This is a genomic window from Arcticibacterium sp. GJ41-1 (genome assembly GCF_055808875.1).
In genome coordinates this window covers 4,623,528-4,646,981 of record NZ_CM147888.1, presented here as the reverse complement: position 1 = coordinate 4,646,981, position 23,454 = coordinate 4,623,528, and the positions used below count along the sequence as shown (strand labels likewise).

General features: G+C 36.9%; 18 protein-coding genes. 7 read left to right on the top strand and 11 right to left on the bottom strand.

Features of this window, described 5'->3' with window-relative positions; all coding sequences use genetic code 11:
- Window positions 1–38 precede the first annotated feature (38 nt).
- Window positions 39–899, top strand: a complete 861-nt coding sequence (locus AC0L6O_RS19175; RefSeq protein ID WP_473304641.1) for a M23 family metallopeptidase — start codon at window positions 39–41, stop codon at window positions 897–899.
- Here the strand turns inward: AC0L6O_RS19175 and pssA are convergent.
- Window positions 867–1,550, bottom strand: coding sequence for a CDP-diacylglycerol--serine O-phosphatidyltransferase (pssA, locus tag AC0L6O_RS19170; RefSeq protein ID WP_473304640.1), 684 nt, complete (start codon window positions 1,548–1,550; stop codon window positions 867–869). The two genes, AC0L6O_RS19175 and pssA, sit on opposite strands and share 33 nt — an antisense overlap.
- Window positions 1,550–2,188: an MBL fold metallo-hydrolase gene (locus AC0L6O_RS19165; protein WP_473304638.1), complete on the bottom strand. Its 639-nt coding sequence runs from the start codon at window positions 2,186–2,188 to the stop codon at window positions 1,550–1,552. Before AC0L6O_RS19165 ends, pssA begins: the two co-directional genes overlap by 1 nt.
- 180 nt (window positions 2,189–2,368) lie before the next feature.
- On the opposite strand from AC0L6O_RS19165, the gene AC0L6O_RS19160 reads away from it, so the two are divergent.
- Window positions 2,369–2,941 (top strand): NUMOD4 domain-containing protein, encoded by a 573-nt coding sequence (locus AC0L6O_RS19160; protein WP_473304637.1) that lies wholly within the window; start codon window positions 2,369–2,371, stop codon window positions 2,939–2,941.
- Here the strand turns inward: AC0L6O_RS19160 and AC0L6O_RS19155 are convergent.
- Complete coding sequence (locus AC0L6O_RS19155; RefSeq protein ID WP_473304636.1) at window positions 2,938–6,639, bottom strand: ATP-binding protein; 3,702 nt, start codon at window positions 6,637–6,639, stop codon at window positions 2,938–2,940. The genes AC0L6O_RS19160 and AC0L6O_RS19155 overlap by 4 nt on opposite strands.
- Window positions 6,640–6,839: 200 nt before the next feature.
- Between AC0L6O_RS19155 and AC0L6O_RS19150 the strand changes: the two genes are divergently transcribed.
- On the top strand, window positions 6,840–7,364 hold the full coding sequence (locus AC0L6O_RS19150) for a DUF7935 family protein (protein WP_473304634.1): 525 nt from the start codon (window positions 6,840–6,842) through the stop codon (window positions 7,362–7,364).
- 53 nt (window positions 7,365–7,417) lie between these two features.
- On the top strand, window positions 7,418–7,720 hold the full coding sequence (locus tag AC0L6O_RS19145) for a YtxH domain-containing protein (protein WP_473304633.1): 303 nt from the start codon (window positions 7,418–7,420) through the stop codon (window positions 7,718–7,720).
- A 40-nt stretch (window positions 7,721–7,760) separates the two neighbouring features.
- Here AC0L6O_RS19145 and AC0L6O_RS19140 read toward each other — a convergent pair whose 3' ends face one another.
- From AC0L6O_RS19140 to AC0L6O_RS19130, 3 genes are all read right to left on the bottom strand, one after another.
- Window positions 7,761–8,891, bottom strand: a complete 1,131-nt coding sequence (locus AC0L6O_RS19140) for an MBL fold metallo-hydrolase (RefSeq protein ID WP_473304631.1) — start codon at window positions 8,889–8,891, stop codon at window positions 7,761–7,763.
- 161 nt (window positions 8,892–9,052) lie between these two features.
- Complete coding sequence (locus AC0L6O_RS19135) at window positions 9,053–10,582, bottom strand: RagB/SusD family nutrient uptake outer membrane protein (protein WP_473308548.1); 1,530 nt, start codon at window positions 10,580–10,582, stop codon at window positions 9,053–9,055.
- Between the two features lie 63 nt (window positions 10,583–10,645).
- The gene (locus tag AC0L6O_RS19130) at window positions 10,646–13,858 is read right to left on the bottom strand and encodes a SusC/RagA family TonB-linked outer membrane protein (RefSeq protein WP_473304630.1); all 3,213 of its coding nucleotides are present in this window, start codon (window positions 13,856–13,858) and stop codon (window positions 10,646–10,648) included.
- Window positions 13,859–14,303: 445 nt separating this feature from the next.
- On the opposite strand from AC0L6O_RS19130, the gene AC0L6O_RS19125 reads away from it, so the two are divergent.
- Window positions 14,304–14,558, top strand: a complete 255-nt coding sequence (locus AC0L6O_RS19125; protein ID WP_473304628.1) for a type II toxin-antitoxin system Phd/YefM family antitoxin — start codon at window positions 14,304–14,306, stop codon at window positions 14,556–14,558.
- Window position 14,559: 1 nt separating this feature from the next.
- Complete coding sequence (locus AC0L6O_RS19120; protein ID WP_473304626.1) at window positions 14,560–14,814, top strand: Txe/YoeB family addiction module toxin; 255 nt, start codon at window positions 14,560–14,562, stop codon at window positions 14,812–14,814.
- A 9-nt stretch (window positions 14,815–14,823) separates the two neighbouring features.
- Here the strand turns inward: AC0L6O_RS19120 and AC0L6O_RS19115 are convergent, their stop codons facing one another.
- The 3 genes from AC0L6O_RS19115 to AC0L6O_RS19105 all read right to left on the bottom strand — a co-directional run bounded on the left by AC0L6O_RS19115 (window position 14,824) and on the right by AC0L6O_RS19105 (window position 20,072).
- Window positions 14,824–15,411 (bottom strand): hypothetical protein, encoded by a 588-nt coding sequence (locus tag AC0L6O_RS19115; RefSeq protein ID WP_473304625.1) that lies wholly within the window; start codon window positions 15,409–15,411, stop codon window positions 14,824–14,826.
- Between the two features lie 417 nt (window positions 15,412–15,828).
- Window positions 15,829–16,110: a pyrimidine/purine nucleoside phosphorylase gene (gene ppnP / locus AC0L6O_RS19110; protein ID WP_473304623.1), complete on the bottom strand. Its 282-nt coding sequence runs from the start codon at window positions 16,108–16,110 to the stop codon at window positions 15,829–15,831.
- 101 nt (window positions 16,111–16,211) lie between these two features.
- On the bottom strand, window positions 16,212–20,072 hold the full coding sequence (locus AC0L6O_RS19105; protein WP_473304621.1) for a class I tRNA ligase family protein: 3,861 nt from the start codon (window positions 20,070–20,072) through the stop codon (window positions 16,212–16,214).
- 136 nt (window positions 20,073–20,208) lie between these two features.
- Between AC0L6O_RS19105 and AC0L6O_RS19100 the strand changes: the two genes are divergently transcribed.
- Window positions 20,209–21,456: a 3-deoxy-D-manno-octulosonic acid transferase gene (locus AC0L6O_RS19100; protein WP_473304620.1), complete on the top strand. Its 1,248-nt coding sequence runs from the start codon at window positions 20,209–20,211 to the stop codon at window positions 21,454–21,456.
- Here the strand turns inward: AC0L6O_RS19100 and AC0L6O_RS19095 are convergent.
- Window positions 21,453–22,316 (bottom strand): dienelactone hydrolase family protein, encoded by an 864-nt coding sequence (locus AC0L6O_RS19095; RefSeq protein ID WP_473304618.1) that lies wholly within the window; start codon window positions 22,314–22,316, stop codon window positions 21,453–21,455. The two genes, AC0L6O_RS19100 and AC0L6O_RS19095, sit on opposite strands and share 4 nt — an antisense overlap.
- Before the next feature lie 91 nt (window positions 22,317–22,407).
- A complete protein-coding gene (locus tag AC0L6O_RS19090; protein WP_473304616.1) occupies window positions 22,408–23,427 on the bottom strand; it encodes a DUF3500 domain-containing protein in 1,020 nt (339 codons plus the stop codon).
- Between the last annotated feature and the right edge of the window lie 27 nt (window positions 23,428–23,454).

Sequence of the window (23,454 nt, the reverse complement as noted above, 5' to 3'; positions counted from 1 at the left end):
TATTTGAGCAAACTGAGAACCACTCAATGCTGTCCAATTTGTCATACATTTTTTGTGTTATATTAACGCTACTTTCTGGTGGATGCCAGTCTGATAGCAAAGGAGAAACTTTAGAGCGTCCGCCAAGTTTCAAAGAGCTTCTAACTAAAATTAGAGAGCAAGAAATAACGCCTACGGAGGCGGAAACGGAGTTTAAAAGAATAATGGCTGATTTGAAGGCCAAGTATCCTAGTCAACCTTACGATTCGCTAAGTATGGATCTGGTTTTCCCTTTAAAAAGGAAGAATTACAAATCTGTAGGCGGCCGTGGTAGAGGTTTTTATGGAAGACATTTTGACCTTTTTGATCATTCTATTGCCAAAAGCCACCCAGCACACGACATCTTTATTTATGATCTAGATAAAGACGATAAAGACGATACAGAAAATGCTTATGTAGATGTTTTAGCGGTGAATGATGGGGTGGTTATAGCTACGGAAAAGAATTGGACGGAAGGGAATGGATTTAAAGGGGGCAATTATGTGTGGCTTTATGATTTTAAGTCAGGAGGGCTATGGTATTACGCCCATCAGCGAGAGGTTTTCGTAGTTGAGGGGCAGTTGGTAGAGCAAGGTGATAAGATAGGAGAGGTAGGTAGAACGGGCTTTAGTGCTAAAACTAACAGGTCAGATACGCACCTTCATTTAATGTTTTTAAAACTAGATAGTGCTTTTAATCCAATACCTGTTAATCATTACCCTTGGCTTAAAAAAGCTAGAACAGTATACAAAACACAGTTGCCAAAGCATTATCCAAGAGAGACTCTTTCTGCTTCGGAGTTAGACAAAATTGAAATGAAACATTTCAAAAACTCTTTTAAGTTAAAGTTAGGAAGCGTCTTGGTTAGTCCTAAACAGTAAGGACAAGGCGATGTAAAGAGTTAAGATTGCGGGAATAGCTTTAAACTGAAAAAAGACCAAAAGGAGTAGCGAGCTTATAAGAAAGAGATATCGGGTTTTATTTGGAGCCCATTGAAAATTCTTAAACTTCAAAGCTAACATAGGTATGTCTGAAATAAGAATTAAACTTATCAGGACCGAATATACACTCAAAATAATATTTAGGCTATCTGACCCTAAATATGAAAAGTCACAGTCTAGTATATATGGGAATGAAGCCACTACCATGGCATTAGCTGGGGTAGGTAAGCCTCTAAAGCCATTAGCCTGCCTTGTGTCAATGTTAAACTTTGCTAGCCTTAAAGCGGAGAAAAGAGCAGGTAGAAAGCTTAAGTATTTAAGATATTCTGAGTCTTTAAATAAATAGAATAGGATTAAACTTGGTAATACACCAAAGCTCACCATATCGGCAAGTGAATCTAGTTGTTTGCCAATTTCAGAGTGAGAATTAGTGATTCGGGCCACAAAACCATCTAAGAAGTCTAAAACTAGTGCTATCAGAATTAAAATAGCAGCCTCCTTAATTTGGCCGTTATGCAGAAATATGATTCCATAAATACCACAAAGAAGGTTTCCTAGGGTAATGAAGTTGGGAATAGTAAATATTTTCATTAGTTAAAAAAGGGGTTACTTTTCTTTTCTTCGCCAATAGTGGTTGGCTCCATGTGTCCGGCATATACTACGTACTCATCTGGCAATGTAAAGAATTTGGTTTGAATGCTTTTCATCAGCTCCGCTGCACTACACAGTGGGAAATCTGTTCTACCTACACTTCTTTTAAATAAACAGTCGCCACCAATTATATATTTTTCTTCATGATTAATGAAAGCTATGTGCCCAGGGGCATGGCCCGGAACAAAAACTACATCTAATTTAGTATTACCAAAAGTAAAAGTATCGCCTTCATCTAAAAAGGAATCTGGCTCTACGGGTTCATAACCTGGTATTCCCCATGTTTTACATCGAAGTTCTACATCTGCTAAAACTGGTAAGTCAGCCTTATGCATATACATTTTTACACCATACTTTCTTTTGACAAAAGCACTCCCAAAAACATGGTCAAGGTGGGTATGGGTTTGTAATAAGGCTACTGGTTTTAGACCTTCTTTACTTATATAAACATGAAGTTCTTCCTTTTCAGCTTGCGATAGGCAGCCAGGGTCTATAATTACGGCTTCATCTTTTTCGTCCGAGATGACGTATGTGTTTTCGCTGAAAGGTGAAAATGTAAATATTTTTATTCGATGCATGTTACGTTTAACTAAAATCAGAGTCAAAAGAACAAATTAACGAAATGAAATTAGCACAATAGTAATATGATGTTTCATTTAATTTTGTAATGTTGTCACCGTTTAATAATTTTGCCTCTTTAGTTTTCACAATATCAATCATTTAGCTAACTAGCACTTTAATAAAAAATAAACCCCAAAATGATCCAGCCTAACCATACCGGTGAGCAGTGGCAAAGAATTATTATTGATGTTCCAGATTTAGAAAATCCACCACATTACGAGGTATCTAGTTTTGGAAGATTGAAAAGTTTCCAGAATAATCCAGAAGGAAAACTCCTGAAGGGTTCTGTTATACAAGGATATCGTTCTTTGAATATTCGGCTTCCAAAAGGTAAATCCTTCAACCGTTACATTCATAAATTAGTTGCTACTTTTTTCACAGAGAAACCTTCTGATGAACACAATTTTGTCATTCACCTAGATTTTGACAAACTGAATAACATTAATTCCAACCTTAAGTGGGTTACAAAGGAGGAAATGTTAGAACATAATAGGAGTAATCCTAATGTTATTAATAGACCTAGGCCTGTCAAATCAAAAAATTACAAGCTTAATGAGTCAAAGGTTCGCATGATTAAGAAGATGCTAAAATCAGATAAGTCTAGACTTAAGATGATAGCAAAGCAATTTGGTATTACACATACACAACTTAATAGGATTAGATCAGGTGAAAACTGGGGTCACGTGAAATTGGAGGTAGAAGAAGCTTAGGCCTCGTTTGCTAACGGCAGGTCAACATAGAAAGTGGTGCCTTGCCCCATTTCTGTTTCAAACCAGATATTTCCACCGCTGTGTTCTACGCCACGTTTGGCCATTGCTAAACCTAAGCCAGAGCCACCTATTTTAGTACTGAAGTTAGGAATAAATACTTTATTTCTAACATTTTCAGGTATTCCGCTTCCGTTATCTTTTACCTCAATAATGGCAAATTTGTCTTTATCGTTGCGGTATACTTTGATTTCTATTTTAGGTTTTCTGTCTTCAGGTACAGATTGTATGCCATTTATAACCAGGTTGGTTACTACTCTGTTTATTAGTTGATGGTCGCTTCTTACATAAAGTTCTTTTTCTTCCGCAGTGAAAGAGACGTCCACTTTATTGTTTTGAGCGTACAGATAAGAGGTTTTTTGAACAAGACTAGCAAGCTCAAATACTTCACTTCGTGGAACAGGCATTTTGGCAAATTCCGAAAAGGAGTTAGCAATTTCTGAAATATTGTCAATTTGTTCAGTCAACGAACCAAGTGCCCTTTCTATTCTTTTTTGAGATTTCTCATCTAAGGATGGAAGGGTTCTTTGAAGTTGTTGGATTGATAACTTCATAGGAGTCAATGGATTTTTAATCTCATGTGCTACCTGTTTAGCCATTTCTCTCCATGCTGTTTGTTTCTCACTTTGCGAAAGTGCGTCTTTACTTTCCTCTAACATTTTAAGCATGTTATTGTAGGATTTTGTAAGTACACCAATTTCATCGTCTGCTTCCCAAATTATAGGCTCATTCTGCTTATTTAAGCTAGTCTTAGTTATTTTTCGAGCCACCATTTTTAGTGGGTTCGTCAGGTGATTTGACGCGAAGTAAGATAAAACTAAAAGTATTAAGAACAGGGCAATGCAAATACTTAAAATAGTAGTAAAAACCTCTTTTAACTGTAATTCTAAAGTGTTTGAAGAATCAAAAAATGGTATTCCTATAACACCTAAGGGCTTATTTAGCTTGTCTTTTATAGACAAATAAACGGCCTTATATTTTAGTTCTCCTAAAGATTCTTTGAGCAAGATTTCATTTTCATGCTCTTCAATTATTGCTTGATAGGCACTTGAGTTTACTCTATTAGAAAGTAGATTGTATTCATAAATTAAAGGTCTGGAACTATAAGCTAGTCTACCATCTAAATCGAAATAGTTAATATCAGATTTGGTGTCTTGAGCCAGCTTATTTATTTCTTGTTTGAAAAATTCAGGGCTACTTTTTCCTTCATCCAGATTTTGTAAATGAAGTCTTACTGTAGAGCCTATGTTCTTAGTGTTTTCTAAATAAAAATTGCTCTGAATAGTCAGTAATGTGCTTCTGATTACACCAATAATAGCAAATAAGATAAGTAAGAATGGTAGTAAAAAGGCCGCGTTAAGATATATCTGAATCTTGGTTGAGAAGTTCATTCTAAGTCTTCTCAGTCCAATTCTTATCGCGTAAATTAAAATCAAGAATGAAATTATTAGAACCAAGAATAGATATAAGAAAGAGAAGTCAGAAAGCAATGAAATAATAATATTCCTCTCGGAGGAAATAATGATTTTTCTACCGTTTTGACCTTCTACACCTAGATGGTCGTAGTCGTCTATTTGTAAGCCAGTGGTAAATAGTTTTGGGTTACTTAATATTTTTGTGTCAGTTGATTTTAAATAATTAAACCTTCCACTGGTGAAAACCAATTCATCATTTTCATTGAAAATTGCATAACTATAATTCTTAGAATCGGGGTTTTGCACAAACCTCTTTTCCATCAATAGTTCAGGATATACACTTTCGGCGTAGCCATCTCTTTGTTTTAAATCTAAAACTACCGTCCCCGAGCTTTCTTTTAGGGGAATAAAAACGATGTATTGCTTTATAAACTGAATGCCTGTTTCGTTAACAAAATAGATGTTGGGATTATCAGTTTTATACTTCTCTTGCTTGTATTTACTTACAAAATCAAACAGGCTTGGCAGGTCTTCTTCTATACCTAGTTGTTTACCGTTACGGTCAAATGAAAGAACACTGGTATTATACTTATCAAAATAAAGATCAAGGTGCTTCTCTTTTACCAGAGCCTCTACGGCTTGTTTTGGAAGTAATTCTCTTTTTATACTATGCTGTACGTTGGTGTCAGCTTTAATTCCCTGAATAACCTTAGTAAGAAGCCCTTCTCCCAAGGCATCATTTTCGGCAAGGTATCTTAAACCATAATTCTGCTTGTCAAAAACGTTCTTTTTTACAGACTCATTTCTAATAACTAATACTGTTATGAGGGTGTAAATAAATGCTCCAAGAAAGAAGTAGATGGATGTATTATACTTAAACGAATGAAGGAATCTAGTGAGTTTAAAGTAATATACTATAAGGAAATAAAGAGCCCCTAGTAGGTAAACCCAAGAAATCTGGTCTAGATAAATTAAGATAAAACAAGCAAGCAAAGAACCATAAAGCCAATGAATAAAACCTGTTTTTTTGTTGACATTTATCCTCGAAAAAGTGTTTATCAAAAAATGCTGCGTCAGGAAAAAGACAAAACCTAATAGAATGAAAAAGAGGATTGCCGCTATTTTTAAGTTACTGAATGATGTACTGAATGATAGGTCTAGTAGGAATGATGAGTTTTCATATATCGACGATAGACGGTTATAAATATAATAAGTACACGTGACGCTTAATACTATGGTAATGACAGAAATGGCACTTTTAAACGTATTGGACGACCTTATTAAGTTCTGGTGAATTTTCGATCTATAAAAGTATGCGACAAAGAAGAAAACGAATAGTCCTAGAAAAGTGACATTGACTATAAGGTCACCTAATGAAGGTGAGATGCTATTAATAGCAAAGAATTTTGGATTAAATAAGTCCCACTCGTATGAAGAGAAAGGCAAGCTATTGGCGAGCATAAACCATCTAGTCAATACTAAATAGGTTAATAATATAAATGCTGCGAGCTCAATGTTTTGACTAGCTATAAGCTGACGTATCAATATAAAGCAATAAATGCCCAAGAAAATAAAGCCCAAAATCATTAAGACAAGTGTCTCTATTGTGATTTCACTGGAATTGAGATTTTCAGTTCTTGGTGGCACTACAGAAAAAAGAAACCTTTCGTTAGCGTCATGAATGTTGAGGTATGAAAAGCTATTTGCCGTATTTTCTATTGTTAGCGGACTGGTAGGTAAAATCCTCTTGTCAAAACCAGACTTTAAGTAGTCATTTTCATTCCTATATTTTTGATAAACAGGAATTAACGAGACCAGTTCTATTTTTTCTTTTCGGTAGTAAAAAGACTGTTTCTTTACCAGACTGATATGATTGCTTTTAGCCAAAAGGCCATCATTAAAAATGCCTGAAATCCAATTGTATTCAGGTATGTAGCGATGGTCAGACCAGTAGATTAGTTCACCAGCTTTAAATATGAAATAAGGAAAGGTGGTTTCTGAGTTTAATGCCGCAAAATTGACGGTATTGCTTTTTTGAAATAGACCGGTAATCTCGGTTAGCTCGGTGTCTGCTAGTTCTAAACTTTGTAAAACCTTTTTTTGAACAGCTTCTCCATAGTGTTTTTCGGAAGCTTTTGGGCTATTCTCCTCTAATAGCTGTCTACTCACCAATGCCGTAGCAAAACTGAGTAAAGCCAGAATTAAAAAAATATGTTTTTTTACCAATGAGGAAATCATGTAAATGCTTAACCTAGCTAATTCTATGTACCAATCGAAAAAATCGTGCCAAGGGAAGCAGTATAGACTTATTAGCCAAATTAATTAGATTGAATAGAAAACGAGGGTAGCAAATAGTTATTAAGAAAAGCGTGTAATAGTTTCAGAGAAAGGAATATTATCGGAAATTTAGGCTCAATTGATTTGATATGGAAATAATGGTAGAACTCTTAAAAACAATAATCCCTTTAGGCTTATTGATGATGGGAATGTACTTTTTGGCAAAGACTTTTTTGAACAAGCAGTACGAGCAAAGAAAGTTAGAATTGAACAGTAAATCGAAGGAGACAATAACACCTTTGAAGTTGCAAGCGTATGAAAGAATGACACTTTTTTTAGAACGAATTACGCCCAATTATATGCTCTTAAGGTTATACGAAAGGGCAGAGCTAGTTGGTGACTTTCAAGCAATTTTATTGAAAGAAATAAGAGAAGAATATTATCATAATTTAGCTCAGCAAATTTACGTTTCTCCTGAAGTTTGGGAAGAAATTAAAAGTGCAATGAATGACATACTATCTCTAGTAAATCAATCTGCTGCTGAACTTAAACCTGACGACGGGGCGATAAACTTATCGAAGAGGATTTTTGATAAAGTAGTTAATGAAGACATTGACCCTACTAAAAAACCTTTGTTGATGTTAAAAAAAGAGGTTCAAGAGCTCTTTGAATAGTGATTATTAATTGTTTTTTGAGTAAATTACTAAAAACAAAGAAGTGAATTAATATGGCGGTTACATCAAAACATTTAGCAACATTTATCCTTGGAGCTGCGGCTGGCGTGGCAATGCATAAGTACCTTCAAACCGAAGAGGGAGAAAAGCTTATGGAGGATTTAAAAGTAAAAGGAAATCAACTCAAAGATGAGGCGGAAGGTGCAATAGAAAAGGCACCTGAGTACTTTGAAGAGTTAAAAGGCGAAGCCTCAAATAAGTTAGCTGATACACTAGCCATGCTTAAAGAAAAGTTTCCGGAAGCAGAGGAAATGATAAAAGAGATTATTGGCGGAGCGAAACCAAAAACGGTTTAGAATTAATATAAAGGCGAGTTTAGAAACTCGCCTTTATACTTTATAGATATTTCTCCCACCATTTTTCGTTCGGAAGTGGCTCCTCATTTATAGATATGGTTTGCCCAATTTGTGGTAAAACCATCTTTACTTTCATTTTTTCGGCTGCAGCAGTAGCTCTTTCTACCGATTCTTGCCAAGGATGAAGGGCTAGTGTAAAAGCTCCCCAGTGGATAGGCATCATTTGCTCTGCTTTGATGTCAATACTGGCTTGTACGGTCTCTTCTGGCATCATGTGAATATTGTCCCAGCGTTCGTTATACTGACCGCACTCCATCATGGCAAAGTTAAAAGGGCCATACTTTTCACCAATCTGTTTAAAGTGCGGACCATACCCACTGTCGCCACTAAAGTAAATATTGTCTTCTGTTCCCTTTATAACCCATGATGCCCAAAGGGTGGTAAACCTATCGCCAAGTCCTCTTCCAGAGAAGTGTCGTGCCGGTGTACAGGCTAGTTTTATGCCCTGAAAATTTGCTTCCTCCCACCAGTCAAACTCTTTTATTTTATCGGCTGCTACGCCCCATTTTTCTAAATGACTCCCTAAACCTAATGGTACATAAAACTGTTTTACTTTGTCTTTTAAAAGTAAAATAGTTTCATAATCTAGGTGGTCATAGTGGTCGTGCGAAAATACCACTAAGTCTATTTCTGGTAAGTTTTGAATTTCAATAGGTAACTCTTTGCTATATCTTTTAGAGCCGAGCATGGCTACTGGAGATGGAGTTTCACCTAGCATGGGGTCTAGCAATAATTTAAGGCTATCCATTTCTAAAAGAAAGGAGGAGTGACCAAACCATGTAATTTGGGTAGGGTTGCCTATTCTGTTTTGGATATCTAAAGAATCAATTTTTTGAACCGGGAGGTCTACTTTAGGTTCTCTTCCTTCTTTGCTTAGGTATTCTGGAATCATTTTGATGGCTTCCCAGGTACCCATTTCCATATTTGTTTCTATGACGTTTTTGAAAAGCCCGTCGGCATAGTTGTCAGAGTTTTTATATGTTTCTTTTTGAGTTGTTGTAGGCTTTCCGCCAAATACTGGGTGAAAATTCATGAATATAGCTGTGCCAGCTATGAGTAAAACCAGTATGGTGGCAATTCCGATGAGTATCATTTTCAAGATTCTTTTCATAGTATGTGAGTAATCACTTACGAAAGCTTTTTTTTATTTTAATAGTTCACGTGTTCTATTATTTATTTAGAGAACTTTTGTCAAAGTAGCCCTTTTACCACAAAAAAACTCCCCGTCATACTTAAATAACGGGGAGCTTTAGCGAAAAGAGTTACACTATTCTACTGTGGATAGCCTGGGTTTTGAGGAGTTAAATTTGGGTTGTTAAGCATTTCTTGCTTTCCGAGAGGAAGAAGAAGGTGCTTTTCTTGAAGAGCTTGATTTGAACTCAAGTTGACATGCCCTACAAAGTCATCAAAACTGTTAGAGTTTTCATTGTAAGCTTTTCTAAGTCTTACCATGTCAAACCAAGTGATTTGCTCATAGCATAGCTCATGCCATCTCTCTTTCCAAACAGCCTCTCTGAAGCTGCTTTGGTTAAACTCTCCCATGCTTGGTGTACTTAAAGTAGCTCTATCTCTAATTTTTTTAAAAGCATCATAAGCTTCTTGCGTAGGTCCACCTAATTCATTTTGAGCTTCAGCAAATAATAATAAAACCTCTGCATACCTTATCTGAGGTACGTTAAGGTTATTATTTCTAGAGCCTGGAGTATCTTTTGTTCCATTGGCTGCTCTGTTGAAGTGTTTGAAAATGTAAGAAGCTCCCAAGTCAAATTCTTCACCACTACCATTTGTGTAGTACGTGCTATAGAAATATCCTTCTTGATTTTTAGCTCTTAAATCACCGTCTTCATAAGAGTTGTAAAATGCCGAAGTAGGTACTGTACTACCTGTTCCTGATGGTCCATTATATGTAACAGGCTTAAAGTTCGGATACATATTTCCCATAGGGTTACTAGCTACCACATTATTATACTGAAGCATAAACAGGTGTTCTACAGTGTTCTTTAAGTTCTCTTGGTGTACTTCTTCGTATGTACTAAAAAGGCCAATAGAAGCAGGGTTACTGTTGGCGTAATCAATTACCTCTTTTGCTTTAGTAGCAGCTAGTTGGTAATGTGATGCACCTTTCTGCAAAGGATAACCTGCCATAGTTAGGTATACACGTGCTAGCTGAGCTTTTACGGCTGCTAGCGATACTCTTCCTGTAGCATCCATCCATGGTAAGCCAGCAGCTTCTGCTGTTTTTAAATCAGACTCTATCAGACTATATATCTCTTCTTGAGGAGTTCTAGAGGGTAAGAAATCTTCAGAAGCTGCAGTTTGCGGGTCGGTCACTAAAGGAATATCACCCCATAACCTTACTGCTGTGAAATAGGCCGTAGCTCTTAAAAAGCTTGCTTCTCCTAATATTCTTGTCTTTTGAGCAGCGTCCATTGGTGTAATATCTGGAACTTTAGCCAATACTTGATTTGCCTGAGCTATAACTTTGTATAAGCCATTCCAGTAATTTACTACGTGAGCCGTATTACCGTCATGTACTAAACCATAAAGGTTGTTCAAATCTGAATTTTGAGCGGTCTCCGTAGTAGATGTTCCTGTAAGAGCTTCTAAGAGCTGCCAGTTAGAAGAGAATATACCTGCACCATTTCCCATAAAACGCATGTCAGAATAAACCGAAGCTAATGCTGCTTCAGCGTGGTCAGGGATTTGATAAAAACTTTCGGGACTTAAGTTTGATGGAGCTACCTCGTCCAGAAAATCTGAACAGCTCACTGTGCTGCATAAAATGATAATGCTAAGTATCATTTTACCAAATTGGTTATTTATTAAAAATCTCATTTTGTCGTTCTTTTTGATACTTTAGAAATATTATAATGTTACCTGAAGACCTAACATGAAAGTGGTAGGTTTTGGGTAATTGTGCCATATCATCCCTTGAGAGAATGCACTGTTTCCGTTTCCTTGATTAGTAGGAGCCGTTTCTGGGTCACCCACTATAGGGTCTTCTACTAAAAGGAAGAAGTTTTGAACAGAAGTGTAAATTCTTAGTCTTTCTAATTTTAACTTTTCTGCCGTGGCACTCGGGAAAGAATAGCCTATCATAGCATTTTTTCCTCTTAAGAAAGAGCCATTTTTAATCCAGTGAGAATCTACGTTTGTAACATATCCCGCACGTGTATCTCTAACTTCCGCTATCATGGTATTCTGATTAGTAGGAGTCCATGCGTCTAATACAGATGTATAACTGTTTGCAAGTGCTTGACGGTCTTCACTTGGGTGAAGGTTCATCATCATCACATCATTACCATACATGAATTGCATTTCAAATAAAAGGTCAAAACCTTTATATCTCAAGTTGTTTGTGATAGCACCCCAACCTTTTGGACTACCGTTTCCTATAATAGAACGGTCGGCATCTGTAATGGCTTTATCACCATTCACATCTAAGTATTTAACGTCACCTGGTAACATGGTAAGACCATTTCTATAACTAGTAAACTGAGCTGCCTCATCACGTTCCGCTTCGCTCCAAACACCTAGTCTTGTTAATCCCCAGAAAGAACCTACTGGTTCACCCACTCTAATGATGTTAGTAGGGTTTGTAAAGTTAGGACCACCCACGTTAAAGATGTCAGACGGAGTAGCTAGCGATAATACCTTATTTTTATTTAAAGAAATATTGAATGCTGTAGTCCACTCTAGAGGGCCATTGACAATGTTATTTGTATTCACAGAAAACTCAAATCCTTTGTTTTCCATAGAACCTACGTTTCTACGAATAGTAGCATATCCACTTGTTTGCGGTACTGGAGCATCCAAAAGCATGTCCGTTGTTTTTCTGTAGTAGTAATCGGCTTCAATATTGATTCTGTTATTGAAAAGGCCAAGTTCTACACCGAAATCAGTTTGAGCTGTTTTTTCCCAACGTAAATCTGGGTTAGCCAATCTAGAAATACCAGTTCCTGAAACTCGGCTATCATTATAAACAGTAGAGTAGTTAGAGCTAAGTAAAGAAAGAGAAGAGTATGCAGGAATTTCTGAGTTACCTGTCAAACCATAACTTGTTCTTACTTTCAAATTAGAGACAACGCTGTTGCCCTTTAAGAAGTCTTCTTCAGACACACGCCATGCTAGTGCACCAGACGGGAAGAATGAGAATTTATGATTGTCTCCGAATTTTGAAGAACCATCGGCACGACCAGTGAACGTAACTAAATACTTGTTCATTAAACCATAATTTAACCTTCCAAAGTAAGAGTTAAAGGCATTTCTACTAGCACCAGAAGCCACTGATGGATTTGTAGCACCTGCTCCTAAGTTATTGTAAGTAAAGTAATCCGTTGCAAAACCAGAAACACTAGCACGCATGTCAAAGAAGTTGGTTTCTTGCCAAGAGATTCCTAAAAGACCTGTGAAAGAGTGAATATCTTTGAAATCTTTAGTATACGTCAAGTAGTTTTCAAGCGACCAGAAGCTTTCTTTACCATTGTAGGTAGAAGCGTTACCCTGAGCACCAATGTTTAAGGTTCTTGTTTGAGATTCGTTAATTTCTTGTGTTTTAATGTTTGCACCTAAAACAGTTCTCATTTCTAAACCTTCCATAAACTTGATATTGGAGTAAATACTTCCAATAGAAGTTTGCGTGTTCATTACATACCTTCTGTTAGTAGACCTGTGTACTGAACTCATAGTTCCTTCAGCAAAAGGGTAGTCTCTATTGTTAGCAAAAGTGCCATCTTCATACCTTACAGGAAGGAAAGGGAAATCTTCTACTATTTGACGAGCTACGGCATCATTAATATCAACAACGTTCTCTGTTTGGTTATTGTAGTTCAATGTTCCTCCTACTTTTAACCAACTAGTGATGTTATCATCAATGGTAAATCTTGCTGAATATCTTTTAAGATAAGAGTTTATCAAAAGACCTTGGTCATCTCTATAACCTAAAGAAAGTGAATGCTGTGTTTTCTGATTTCCACCGCTAAAACCTAATTGATGATTTTGAGATATTTTAGTTTGTGCATTAGCTTCTAACCAATTGGTATCATATTTAGGGTTTCCGTTGGCGTCAAATATTCTTGGGTCGGTACGACGTAGAGCAGGGTTAAGGTATTCCCATTTTCCTGCAGCCCAGCCATCTGGGTCATACTTTTCCATGTTTGCCCATGCCAAATCTTCTGTAGCCAAATACTGTTCAGCATTTAAAACTTGTGGTCTGTTTGGACCAATAGCGTTTAAGCTAAAGTCTGCATTATAGGTAACATGGCTGTCTCCAGCTTTTCCTTTTTTAGTAGTTACCAATATTACACCGTTTGCACCTCTGGCACCGTAGATAGCTGTAGAAGATGCATCTTTCAATACTTCTACAGATACGATGTCATTTGGGTTGATATAGTCAATGGCTGAAGTGAATTGCGACTGGTTTCCTTGAGGTAGCATGACCCCGTCCACCACATAAAGAGGATTGTTAGAAGAGTTGATTGAGCTAAATCCTCTAATTCTAATTTGGGTTCTTCCACCTGGTCTTCCTGAGTTAGAGCTAACCTGAACACCGGCCATTCTTCCAGAAAGCCCTTGAGCTAGAGAAGGTGCAGGTCTTTCTAAAAGTTGCTCTTCTTTAACACTACTTACAGAACCTGTTAAATCAGATTTTTTAAGTGTACCATAACCAATAACCACTACTTCGTCTAAGACTTTGTCATCAGGAGCCAGAGACACGTCAATAAGAGTTTGGTTTCCAACAGTAATTTCTTTGGAGCCGTATCCAATAAGTGAGAAAATCAAAGTAGCACCAGATTCTGGAACTTCAATTTGGTAGCTCCCATCCACATTTGTGATGGTACCGCGTGTAGTACCTTTCAAAACAATACTAACGCCAGGTATTCCTGTGTCGGTTTCGTCTTTTACTGTTCCAGTTATTCTTTTGTCTACCGCAGTTTCTGATGTAACCTCAAATGCAGGGTTATCGTTGTAGTTCGCTGCAATAGAAGTGGTTGTGGAAGTGAGTAGGAGGGCTGAAAAAGCCGTAGTTACTTTAATTCCTCTAAACCACAATTTGCGGGTCGAGTATAATTTTAGCATAGTTTAGGTAAGTTAATTAAGAGTGATTGAATTGAATAATTTTAACTAAAAGTAGTCCTTTATTAACATTTCTTAAAAAATGCAAGATTGTATTATTGTTAAATAGTACACAAATATCTTTTCTGAATACCAAATTTGTAAAAGTGTATATGACTTGAATTTTTATGTCAAGTAGGATTAATTGGCTCCGTATGGTGCTGAAAATCGAGCTTGTTTTTGTAGTTCTTTGACAATGAGCAAGTTCGGTGTGAATCAGGGGGTTATGTATCTTTTAGTGTGTCTTAATGACACTTAAAAGTTGTTAGTTTTCTGTTTTTGAGAGTGATTATGCTCTGATTTATTCCTTACATGAGATTAGTGTAATGCTAATTATTACTATCCTTGGAACAAATAGTTTTGTATTTCTGTTTATAAATAAAGTACGTATTTTTGTACTTAAAATGTAATGCAAGTAGTTAACTATTCAGACTTCCGAAGCCATTTGAAGGCAAATCTTGACCAAGTAAGTCAAGACAATGAAACCGTTATTGTGAGTAGACCTAGAAATGAGAACGTGGTGGTTATTTCTTTAAAGGAATATAATGCTATGCAGGAAACCTTACACCTACTTAGTTCCGATAAGAATAGAGAGCGTCTTTTAGAAGCTGTGGAAAGAGATAAAGCCGGTTTACAAGATTCCCACGAATTAATTGAGGAATAAGATGACGCTTTCTTGGGATTCTAATGCTTGGCAGGATTATACTTACTGGCAGGGCATTGATAAGAAAATGGTCAAACGCATTAATGAACTTATCAAAGAATGTTTAAGAACACCATTTGAAGGAAAAGGAAAGCCAGGAGCATTAAAGGCTAATTTAAGGGGCTACTGGTCTAGAAGAATAAGCGATGAACATAGATTGGTTTATCGCGTTTATGACGACCGAATTCATATTTTGCAGTGTCGTTATCATTATTGAAAAGGTGTTTTATGTTTTATTTTTGCCTTTGAACAATTCTGTAACATTAATACTTTTTTTCGAGCTTTTAGCTTTAAATTTCAGTTTTGCATTTTTTGACTGACGCGTGGCAAACAATTCTGATACTTTAAGATTTTTTCTGGTTTCTTTTTCTGAAGAGCTCTCGCAACGTGTACACATTTTAAATCCTAAATTATTTAATAACTGACCCTTAAATTCAAGCTTTGGGTTGTATAGAACTCTATAGTAGTCTATTAGCAAGTCTTTTAAGGGGCTTTTGAATTTGGCGTCAAATTTACTCAGGAAATCTTTTATTTCATTTGGGGGAAAACTATAATTATCATAAGAATCAAAAGGTAAATTTGGGTAATATGTCCAGGTTTGAAATCTTTTAATTATTTCTTTTGTATCACCAGAAGCATTTAAATAATAATTGCGTTGAAGGTCTAGAAGTTTTTCTATTTCAGCCTCTAACTCATTTAAATTTCGATTTACAATTTGCATGAAACCACCATTGGGTACATGAAGTTTGGATGGAACCTGAACTTTAAATTTGTTGGAAAGTTTAAAACGGAAAAGATCCTCTTTGTCATCCAATAAATATAGATTTTCTTTAAACCAACTTCTAAATTCTTGCACCACCGCGGTACCTTTACCTAATATTTGGTTTGGGATTTGAAAGTTTATATAATCGTTATTTAAACTTTCACAGTTTGGATTTGAATGGTACGCTGGGACTCCACCTTCAAATATTAAAGTGAAGGAATCTTTTTTCTTGTCAATTTTTTTGTAGGCGAATAAAGAGCCTTCTTTACTGTCCGAAAGTAATTTCCTGGCTGTGAGTAACCATTTTTCTTCTTTCTTGTTTAGAAAGTAGACTTTTCTTTTATACACATCACCGCTTATGTCTTCAGGTTCAATTGAATAAACCATTTTTTTGAAATTAGACTTTGTGATGAAGATACTCACTCTTATTTTTTGTTTTAGTGACAATAATAAATTGAAAGTAAGTTCTTACTTATATTCACACAAATAAGAAGTCTGCGTCTCCACTTTTACCTGAAATGCTGAATCGCCAATAACGTTAAAGTGCTCGCCACCTTTAAATGTTTTCCATTCTGTTTCACCTGGCAATAGAACGGTTAAAGCTCCCTGAATTACATTCATGATTTCTGGTGCACCTGTTCCAAACTCATACTCGCCTGGCTCCATTACACCGATAGACGATTTACCATCTGGCGTTTCATATCCAAGAGACTTTACATTGTTGTCGAAATATACGTTTGCTTCTATCATTTATTATTGTCTGATGTTTGGTGCCGGATGATTGATGTTTTTATTCTTAGAAATTAGATGCTCGCATCCGACAGCCAGCATCTAACATCCAGTATTTAAAACTACGCCACACTCACATTAAGAACCAGAAGATACTCTTCCATTTCTATTTCGGTGGCGTTTGCTACTTTTTCTTCTACTTCTAGGCTTAAGGCCTGCACCTCTTCACATATATATGCAGCATTGGCTTTTATCGCTGTTGCCAATTCCTCATTATTGTTTTGAAGTTTGATGTTGATTTTGTCGGTAACCTCAAAGCCTGTGTCTTTTCGGTAGTTTTGAATTTTATTGACAAAATCTCTGGCAATACCTTCGTGCTTTAATTCCTCCGAAATATGGACATCTAAAGCCACCGTAAGGTTTCCGTCTTGGGCTGTTAAGTACCCAGGAAGGTCTTCTGTCAATATTTCTACATCATTAAGTTCTATTTCTCCAACAGATAAGGTCAGTTTTCCGTTAGTTTCCAGTTCCTTAATGGCTGCGGCATCCATGGCTGAGATAGCTCCTGCCACAGCTTTCATTTCTTTACCGTATTTAGGCCCTAAGGTTTTGAAATTAGGCTTTACTTTTTTGCTTAATACGCCAGAGGCGTCATCTAAATATTCTACTGCTTTAATGTTAACCTCCGTTTTGATAAGGTCTTCTACAGAAGTAATTTGAGTTCTTACTTTTTCAGAAAGAACCGGTATTAATATTTTTGCCAAAGGCTGACGCACTTTCAGTTGGTTTCCTTTTCTTAAACCATGAACCAGCGAACTTAATCGTTGAGCATAGTCCATAGACTCTTGCAAGTTTTCATCTATCCAGTCCGTATTAGGAACAGGGAAATCTGAAAGGTGCACAGAAACCTTATCGTTTTCGCACTTTAAGTTTTTGTAAAGCCAGTCGCTATAAAAAGGAGCAATAGGCGACATCAATTTAGCTACTGTTTTAAGGCATACGCCCAATGTTTCGTAAGCTAGTTTTTTGTCATCACTTAGTTCACCTTTCCAGAAACGCCTTCTCCCAAGACGAACATACCAGTTAGAAAGCTGGTCTGTCACAAAGTTCTGAATGGCTCTTCCTGCTTTAGTAGGCTCATAGGTTTCGTAAGCTTCGTCCACTTCTTTAATAAGTGTTTGAAGTTTAGAAAGCACCCATTTGTCTAGTTCAGTTGCTTTTGATAAGTCTATTTCTCCAGTGAAATTATAATTATCAAGGTTGGCATAAAGAGCAAAGAAGTTATAAGTATTTGTTAAGGTTCCGAAAAACTTGTTTCTAACTTCTGTAATACCATCAAGGTTAAACTTGAGATTATCCCATGGCTGAGCATTGGTAATCATGTACCACCTTGTAGGGTCGGCTCCATATTTTTTCAGCGTCTCAAATGGGTCTACGGCATTGCCTAATCTCTTAGACATTTTATTGCCTTTAGCATCCAAAACAAGACCTGTAGAAACTACATTTTTAAAGGCTACAGAGTCAAAAAGCATCCCAGAAATAGCATGAAGCGTAAAGAACCAACCACGCGTTTGGTCTACGCCTTCAGATATAAAGTCTGCTGGGAAAGATTTGTCAAAAGTACCTTCATTCTCAAATGGATAATGCCACTGAGCATAAGGCATGGCTCCTGAGTCAAACCAAACATCTATCAAGTCTGGCTCACGGAAAAGTTTTTTGCCTGTTTTAGAAACTAGGACTACATCATCTACATAAGGTCGGTGTAAATCGAAATTTTCGTAGTTCGACCTCACCCCCTGCCCCTCTCCAGTAGAGAGGGGAGTTTTTTGAAGTTCTTTCAGAACTGTTTCCTTTACATCTTCGATGTTGTTTAGTATTTCGGCATTTTTAAATCTGATAACCCTAAAACCCTTTTGATTTAAATAGGCTGTTCGGTAATTATCGTATTTAATGGCTTCCTCAGAATCGTGAATTTCGCCATCAATTTCTACAACTAGGTTATGCTTTATACATACAAAGTCTGCAATGAAGTCTTCAATGGCATGTTGCCTTCTAAATTTCTCACCTAAATTGTTGTTTCTGCATAATTGCCAGAACACATCTTCTGCTGGCGTAGCATTTTTTCTGTTTTCTCTTGCATTGGCCTTTAGGTTAAACAACCATTTCTTTGTTTCAGCAGTAAAAACCAAAGCTTCTCTAAGCTCACCTTTAGATTCAAACGTCCCACTAATTCGAGAGTTTTCAGAGGAAAGTCCCTCTCCCCCGGAGAGGGATTTAGGGTGAGGTTGATTCTCCAAATAATTTTCCGTCATAAACCCAGCCTCAATTGCTTTATCAATTTCAAGACTAAGCTCGTTTACAGAACCTATACAAAGAATCTCATCATCGTCATTTTTCCAGATAGGAAGCGGAGTGCCCCAAAATCTAGAACGAGACAGATTCCAGTCTACTAAGTTTTCTAACCAGTTTCCAAATCTTCCAGAACCTGTTGACTCTGGTTTCCAGTTAATCTGCTTATTAAGCTCTGCCAATCTATCTTTTACTGCCGTAGTTTTTACAAACCAGCTATCTAATGGATAGTATAAAATTGGTTTATCTGTACGCCAGCAGTGTGGGTAGGAGTGCTCATAACGCTGTACGTTAAAGGCTCTATTCTCCTCCTTAAGTTTTATAGAAATCCTTTCGTCTACAGAAAGGTATTTGCCTCTTTCTTGTTTTTGTCTTTCACTTTCTAGTTCAGCTTCTGTGTAATATTCTGCTTTTACATATTCTAAAGCAAAATCAGTAACTTCCTTTACGAAACGCCCTTTACGGTCAACCAATGGCATGTCTTTACCATTTTCATCTTTGACCATGATGGCACCAATGCCATTTTGCTGAGCTACTCTAAAGTCATCAGCACCAAAAGTAGGAGCAGTGTGAACTATACCTGTACCATCTTCGGTAGTGACAAAATCACCGATGATTATTTTAAAAGCATCTCCGTTAGGCTGTACATAAGGCAGTAGTTGCTCATAGTTTAGGCCTTCTATTTCCGAACCTTTAAAAACACCTTCTACAGTCCAAGGAATTACTTTTTTGTTTGAAGAGTCAAAACCTTCAAAGTCACCATCTTTTCCTTTTTCCGTAAAGTGCTTTCCTAATAAGTCTTTCGCCAAAATAACATTGACAGGTAAGAATGTGTACGGGTTAAAAGTTTTAACCAAAGCATACTCTATGTTTTTACCTACGGTCAATGCCGTGTTTGATGGCAAAGTCCAAGGCGTGGTGGTCCATGCTAAAACAAAGACTTCTTCATTGCCTGCGGCATCAAAAACAAAAGCTGACTTTTCGTCTTTCTTTAATTTAAACTGAGCTGTCATAGAGGTGTCTTTCACATCTCTATAGCAGCCAGGCTGATTAATTTCATGCGAAGAAAGTCCAGTCCCTGCAGCTGGAGAATACGGCTGAATGGTGTATCCTTTATATAGTAAGTCTTTGTCGTATAGTTTTTTTAGCAAACTCCATACAGACTCTATGTACTCATTTTTATAGGTAATATATGGGTCATCCATATCTACCCAGTAGCCCATTTTATCCGTCATGTCTTGCCAGATACCCGTAAACCTCATAACCGCTTCGCGGCATTTTTGGTTATACTCGGCTACAGAGATTTTCTTCCCTATATCCTCTTTAGTAATTCCAAGTTCCTTTTCTACTTGAAGTTCTACTGGCAGCCCGTGTGTATCCCAGCCACCTTTACGGTTTACTTGGAATCCTTTGAGCGTTTGGTAGCGACAAAAAATATCTTTAATCGTTCTGGCCATCACATGGTGAATGCCAGGTGTTCCATTTGCTGAAGGTGGGCCTTCATAGAATGTAAAGGTTTTATTTCCTTCACGCTCTTCAATAGATTTCTTGAAGACATTTTCAGATTTCCAAAATGCTAAAACTTCGTCTGCTACGTCAGCGTAATTGACCGACTTATACTCAGGATATTTCATCTAAAAACTTACCAATTTGGTGTAAAAACTTGAACCGGAACTCCGGTTTTTGAAATAGTGGGCAAAGATAGGGAATTCAGTATTATAAAGGTTTCAAACTTGGCATATGTGGTATATTTGTGTTTAATTTTTTTAAATGACTTTCATTCTGGGCGTACTTTATTCATTTTCCATCCAATTTTTTAATTTGGGTATCAAGATAGCGAGCTTATTCAGCTCAAAAGCTAAGCTTCGTTCCACAGGTCAAAACAATTGGAAGGATGTTATATCCAAGAGAGATTTAAGTAAACCTTTGGCTTGGTTTCATTGTGCTTCTTTAGGCGAGTTTGAGCAGGGGAGACCTGTGATAGAAGCTTTTAAAAAGAAGCATCCAAATTATCAGATTTTATTGACCTTCTTTTCACCGTCTGGGTTTGAAGTGAGAAAAAACTATAAGGAGGCTGACATTATTTGCTATCTACCGCTCGATTTGAAATCTAATGCCAAACAATTTTTAGAGGCATTTCAGCCTGAGATTGCATTTTTTGTCAAATATGAGTTTTGGCGAAACTTCATTGCAGGTCTGAAAGGAAGACAAGTTCCTGTTGTTTCTTTTTCTACCATCTTTAGACCAAGTCAAACCTATTTTAAAGCATTTGGTGGCTTTGCCAGAAAACCACTTTTGCAGATAGATAAGTTTTTTGTTCAAAATCAAGAATCAGCAGATTTGCTAAAGAAGATTGGTCAAAACAATGTGGAAGTAGCTGGTGATACGCGGTTTGACCGTGTAGCGGATACTCTAAAAACCATTCGCGAGATAGAAGTGGCGAAGGTTTTCAAAAACAATAAAAAGACTTTGGTGGGTGGTTCTGTTTGGCCGGAAGATATGGAGGTGCTAATTCCGTTTATTAATACGTCAAAAGGTTTGAAATTCATTTTAGCTCCTCATGAAATTAAAGACAAGCAGATGAGCGAATGGGAAAGCCAAATGAAAACCAAGTCGGTTGTTCGCTTTTCAAATGCCGATAAACTTTCGGATTTAGCTACTTATGATGTTCTTATTATTGACAATGTGGGCATGCTTTCTTCGCTTTATCAGTATGGCGAGTTTGCGTTTATTGGTGGAGGTTTTGCCACTGGGCTACATAATATTTTAGAAGCTGCCACTTTCGGAATGCCAATTTTCTTTGGAAATAAAGCTTACAAAAAGTTTCAAGAAGCTACAGATTTGATAAAAGAGAAAGGGGCGTTTTGTGTAACCGGTTTTGAAGGTTTTAGTGAAACCATGGAAACCTTGCTTTCAGAAAGTGCTAAGTACGCCGAAACGAAAAACATCACTGCCCAATACGTAAAAAATCACACCGGGGCTACCGATGTGATTCTAAATTGGCTTGATGAGAATTAGTAAGAACTAAACCCGAACCTTTCATTTAAATAGGTTAATGTCATTTTTTCAGCCACTTTGGTAGCTTCTGGGTCGTGTTTAGGATTACTTGGGTTTGCAAAGCCATGCACAGCATCAAAGATTTTGTAAGTCAATTTTTTGTCAGCTTTTTTCATGTTAGCCGCAAAGTTTTCAATCACTTCCTTGCTAATCCATTTTTCAGTAGCAAAAAGTCCGAGAACATCAGAATTTAAAGTTTTAAGTTGCTCCACATCATCTACTGGCATTCCGTAATACATGACAGTTCCCACGGCTTGCTGCCCTTCTAATGAAGCCGACCTAAGTGATAAACCACCACCAAAACACCAGCCTACGCTAGCTATTTTAGCATCTTTACCAGCGTAATTGATACCAGCTTTCATGATGTTTTCTAGTCTAGTTTGGTCTGCACCACTCATTAGTTTTCCAGCTTCATCTGGGCTCGTGGTAGTTTTGCCATCATACATATCGAGGGCTAAAATGTTTACTTGTCCACCAAAGTTTTTGAAATAGTTATTTGCTTCGTTTTTAATGTTGTCATTTAATCCCCACCACTCTTGATATACCAAAAGCCATTTGTCAGACTTTGAAGTAGCTTTGATAAAATAGGCTCCTGCGTCTTTGCCATCTGGAGAACTAATTTTGATTTCTTCTCCTAAAGCTTCTAGGTTAATTTGAACAGGGGTAGGATGCATTTTGACAAATTCAGGGTCATTAACAAAGTCAGCCATGCTTTCAGGCATAACATTATGACACATCGTTATTTCTGTATTGACTTCTGGCTCATTGTTGAAGCCTAGAAATGTCCAGAATATGAGAAAGAAAGCGGATAATTTGAACATAGATAAAATGTTTGTTTGGTTAAAAAAGGGACGGACTGTTTCTCGCTAGAGATATAATCTTAAAACAAATTTGTGAAACAAAGGTTCTCGATTAATGGTCGTTTTTAATATGATTGGCAATCACATCTTCTCCCCAGTCATTGGTTAAATCCCTCACTACGGAGTGTACGTGGTTGTTTCCGTTTTGAGTGCAGTCATATTCTATAAGTAAAACTGTATTATGAATTCTATAATAATGGCCTTCTCCCCATTTCTCTCCACCCATCCATACAAAGTGTAGGTTTTCTAAGCCTGCTTTTTCTGTTTTTAGCATCAATTCTTTCGCAAAACCCTTTGGCGACCTTTTGATATGATGACTTATTAGTTTCATCAATTCTACTTGCTGCGTTTTTGTCATCTCGTTAAATGCCAAACCTTCATTTTGTTTTATTTCAGCCAATGCACTATTAGAGCTTACCACGTCATAAGGAGCTTTTGCGTTTATTTTGGCTTTATCATGTTGGATTTTATTTAGTGCATTTATAAATGCAAAACCCATAGCTGTTTCGTCTTTCAAAACCTCTGTGCCTTCTGGCAGTGGCATGTTGGCAGGTACTCGTGCAGGATTTGTTCCAAAAAATAGAGGGGTAGCGGAGTCAATTTTACCATTTTCAGAGGAATAGTTTAATGACAAATGATGTCCTTCTATTCGCCATGCCCATGTTTCATTTTGGTCGGGTGTTCCAAAAAATGAGAAGAAGTATTTTTCAGGGTCGCGTCGGTCATTTTCTTTAGGTAGTTTTTCTAAAACTTTTAAAACGCCTTCTAGCTGCATGATGGCTAGGGCAGTTTTATATCCGGTTTCGCTTAAAGACGCTTTCAGCATATTTTTGGCGAGTATTTTTTGTTGCTCAGAGAGTTTTCTGTAGTCCAGACCTTTTCTTGGTACTGGTGTGTAAAACCAAGTTTTACGTTCTGGGCTTCCAAAATCAAACTGAGCTTCAGATTTTAAATCGGCGGAAAGGGAAGCTAAAAACTCCTTTGAAGCGTTTAAAACTTCAGTATTGACGTTTTTTTGACCAAAGCACGGGGCAATTGTTCCTAATAAAAGGAATAGAATAATGTTTTTCATAAATGTTAATAGGATTGAATACTTGTT